The following is a 3,979-nucleotide window of genomic DNA, read 5'->3' as shown; positions in this document are numbered from 1 at the left end:
ATATTTACAATTATTTTAATAGGTTATGCAAGAAGTCTATTAAATAAATGTCTTTTTTAATAGATGGATTCAAAATTATGTACCAAATAATTTTAAATTTTAAATGGATTTTTAATTAATTTATTATATAATAAAAAGTAGGATTTAAAGGAGTAATAAAAATGACTAATAATGATAATGTTTATAATCCTAAAAGAGCATGATATGAGTTAAAACCAACATTAGTTGATTGTGCTGCTCCCTTTGCTTTTAATTTAGTTAAACTTAAAAATACGGGTTATATTTTTTTAGGAACAGCTATTTTTGCTCCCTTTTTTATTAATATTCTAATTTCATATATTTTTACACATAATGAATATGCTTTAGCAGGGATGAACTTTATTAGTTGGATTATTGTTACAGTTGGTTCATATTTTGTTATTAGTGGTGCACAAAATGAAATTATGCGGTCAGGTGCTATTGCCTTTTATTATTTTTATTTTATTCCAAATATTATTGGTTTAGTAATTGGAACCATTGTAAACCAGTTTCATCCATCTGATAGTGTTAAAACAACAATTAATTTATTAACATTAATAATTGCGGGATTGGTGACAATTTTTATTCTTTATCGGTCATCACCATTAATTTTTGAAAAAATTAAATTAACTTTAAAACAAGATTGCAAACGTCTTTTTGTTGTTTGCTCAATTAGTATTATTGCTGTTTTTTCAATTCATTTATTTTTTGTTTATTTACAATCATTAATAACAGCAACAACTTCAAACAATCAAAATAATTTAATTAAAGGACTAGATAAATGGTGAAATATTGCTTTCTTATTTATCTATACAATTTTAATTGCTCCAGTTGTTGAAGAATTAGCAACTAGACACGGAATTTTTAGTTTAAGTGGTAACAAATGACTTGGATTTGTTGCATCAACAATTTTCTTTGCTGGCATGCATGTCGCTGGAACCGGTGAATGAGAACATTTTATTGGATATATTGGAGCATCATTAACACTAGGAATGCTATTTCTTATTGTTAATGGGAATGTTACATATACCATAATTCCGCATGCTGGTTATAATTGCATTGTTGCCATTTTAATGCTTGCTGCACCAAAATTTTTAGCATAATTAATTTTAAAAAAGCACTAAAGTGCTTTTTATTTTTTTGAAACAAACTTATGCAGATATATATTTAATTAGTTATATTCTAAGACAATGAATGATTTTCTAAAAAAGATTCTTTAGAGATTTATTTATAGCAATATTATTATTAATCATTATATAATCTAATACCAGTTCCAATTCCCATTCATGTTCCACTGCCGATAGATGAACCTGTAACATTTACTCAATGCTGTGTTAAAACTTGAATATAATAACTATTATTTTCATAATATCAAGTTAAAGCAAACTATTGACTGCCTTCAAGATATGCATTTCCATATTTAACTCAACGTGCTTGAACTAAAAAACGATTTTCAGGTTTAATTAATTTAGGAATATCTTTGACATCAACAATCTTAGCATTAATCATTTTTTTTGCAAGTTTCATTATCACTATGAAAATTATTATATTTATTTAACTTATCACCGTAATATTCAATATTTCCTCAGCTAATTTTTGAAAAAAAATCACTTTCTTGCCCTAAAAACATAATGTATTTGTAATTTATAGGGTTAGTTAAGTGAATATTAAATGTATGTCACAATCGTCATCCATCTTTTTTTAAACCTCAATCATTAAAAACAATATCACCTTTATTATCATTGTTTTTAATATAAATCTAAATTTGATTGTTCCTCTATTATTTAATGGTTCTCTTTGCTGGTCTACTAATGAACTAGTGGCAATAATTTTAGACATAGTTCCAAAACCAAAACTCATGAGTGCTAATAAACTAAATATTTTTTTCATTTCACTTGTTTCCTTTCTGTTTTTTATTCTTAACAGATTTTTTCATAGTTTATAAAATACTATCTTACTTATTGTGAAAATCATTTTAATTAAATTAATACACTTTTTTATTTATTTACCATTTATAATTATTTTTATATATAACAAAATAATTAATATTAAGTATTATGGAAAGAATTAAATATATAAATAATTTTAATAAAAGATACTAATTATTAAAAAATTTAATAAACAAATTGTTTCATACAAAAAGATGATATATAATATCATCTTTTTAATCCATTTCTGTTTGTTTGACTGTTGCTATTAAAAGATCTAAAAATGGTTTAATATCATTTTGAAAAGTAAAACTAATAAATAAAAGCTGTTACGCCGCCAGATATTGCAAAGGCATTTTTATTGGTTTGTAAAAAGTTATTAAGATTGATTTTACTTTGATGTTTTTTAGTAAAACTAATGAATCCATATTTTAAGGTTGAATTAATAAAAATTAGTAAGCTATTTTCATATTCTTGTAAAAATTTATTTAATTTATTTCGTATTAGTTCAAGTGTTATTTTTTCATCATTAATAATAATTTCTTTGATTGTTAAATTATTATTAATACTTGTTTCTTTGAATGGAAAAACAGTATTATCAATTGTTTGTAATAATAATTTATATTTTTCTTTTGCAATTTTATTTAATTGTTTTCTAATTGTTCAATTTCCGTATTTAAACTATTTTTTGCAATTATTGTTGTTGGAATTTCAAAATTAGGTATTATAAAATTAAAATCAGCATCATAACTTTTAATTTTTTTAATACTTTGGTATAAATTATCTTTTTTTTGGTTAATTCAATTAGCAAAATAACTTTCTGTTGCTTCTTTATTTGTTGAAAATTGTATTCGAACTTTCTTTTTATCAACTCAACAATCTCAAATTTCAAAAAAATTAATTTCTTTTAAGTTATTAACATGGGTTCCACCACATAAATCAATTATTGCAGTTGGAAATTCAACAACACGAACAATTGGATCATATTCAAAATTTGGATGAGCAATTTTTAATTCTCTTGCTTGGTCAATTGGCATTTGATGTTCAATTTTAGCAATGTTATGATTAATTAATTTCTCAATAATTTGTTTACGAGCGCTTAAAATAATTTCTAATCAGTTCAGTTATCAACTTTATTCATTGCTAAGAAAGCATAATCAGTTTTAATCTGAACTGAATCTGTCATATCACCATCATTTAAAATATGCTCAATAATAGACTTCTTGCATAACCTATTAAAATAATTGTAAATATTTTTAAAAAGATACTAATAGCAAATTATAATTTTAATTAATTATGTCTTTTATTTAAAAATTTAATATTTTCCTACAACGAAAAATGACTTTTTTATTTAAATTATTTNATTTTAAATATATTTTATAGGAATTTTAAAATAACTAGGTTATGCAANNNNTNTAATATATTGTTAAAGCAACTTCGCCCGCAACTGATAATGGAACAATTTTGTTAGTCAACAAAAAATAAATTGAGTAGTTAATGTTATAAATGATCAATTAAGACCTGTTTTTAATTGAAAAACAGCAAAAGAGGTATTTTCAGATAATTTTAAATAGGTTTATTTGAAGTAATTTAATAAATTATTTTTTAGTGTGCTTAATTTTCCTTAAAATAAAATAAAAACTATAAATATTTTGATTTTTAAAAATTTTGTGAGGTACCATATACATTTTAGACCAGNTANNNTTTTAAAAATNTTNACAATTATTTTAATAGGTTATGCAAGAAGTCTAATAATTAAATTAATTGAAAAGTTTGGTGAAATGAGAAATAAAGCTAATGATAATGTTCAAAATGATAAAACAATTAATAAATTGGAATTTGGTAAAAAAATTGGTTATTTTAATGCATTAGTTGATATTTTAATGATTTTACAATCAGAATTAATTAAATTAGAGGTGTAAGTATGGATTTATTATCGTTATTAAAAGAATTATTTGATAATGTGAAAACCATATACATTTTAGACCACTGATTTAGTCTTTAAATTAGAATGGAGATTAAAATGAAAAAGT

At 22.6% G+C, this 3,979-nt stretch carries 5 protein-coding genes; 2 read left to right on the top strand and 3 right to left on the bottom strand.

The annotated features are described in order from the left end of the window. Positions 1-161 precede the first annotated feature (161 nt). Positions 162-1,121: a lysostaphin resistance A-like protein gene (locus tag BST80_RS04445; RefSeq protein WP_415746140.1), complete on the top strand. Its 960-nt coding sequence runs from the start codon at positions 162-164 to the stop codon at positions 1,119-1,121. A 283-nt stretch (positions 1,122-1,404) separates the two neighbouring features. Here the strand turns inward: BST80_RS04445 and BST80_RS04440 are convergent, their stop codons facing one another. The 3 genes from BST80_RS04440 to BST80_RS04430 form a co-directional block, all read right to left on the bottom strand. Next, positions 1,405-1,527, bottom strand: a complete 123-nt coding sequence (locus BST80_RS04440) for a hypothetical protein (protein WP_415746139.1) — start codon at positions 1,525-1,527, stop codon at positions 1,405-1,407. A gap of 192 nt (positions 1,528-1,719) precedes the next feature. After that, positions 1,720-1,908, bottom strand: a complete 189-nt coding sequence (locus BST80_RS04435; RefSeq protein WP_415746138.1) for a hypothetical protein — start codon at positions 1,906-1,908, stop codon at positions 1,720-1,722. A 682-nt stretch (positions 1,909-2,590) separates the two neighbouring features. Continuing rightward, complete coding sequence (locus BST80_RS04430) at positions 2,591-2,983, bottom strand: hypothetical protein (RefSeq protein ID WP_415746137.1); 393 nt, start codon at positions 2,981-2,983, stop codon at positions 2,591-2,593. A gap of 744 nt (positions 2,984-3,727) precedes the next feature. Here BST80_RS04430 and BST80_RS04425 point away from each other — a divergent pair. Next, positions 3,728-3,868, top strand: coding sequence for a hypothetical protein (locus tag BST80_RS04425; protein WP_415746136.1), 141 nt, complete (start codon positions 3,728-3,730; stop codon positions 3,866-3,868). Positions 3,869-3,979 lie beyond the last annotated feature (111 nt).

Origin of the sequence: Spiroplasma sp. Moj (assembly GCF_016082285.1) — a bacterium.
In the GTDB taxonomy this organism is placed as follows: Bacteria; Bacillota_I; Bacilli_A; order Mycoplasmatales; family Mycoplasmataceae; genus Spiroplasma; species Spiroplasma phoeniceum.
This window is presented reverse-complemented; position numbering and strand designations above follow the sequence as displayed.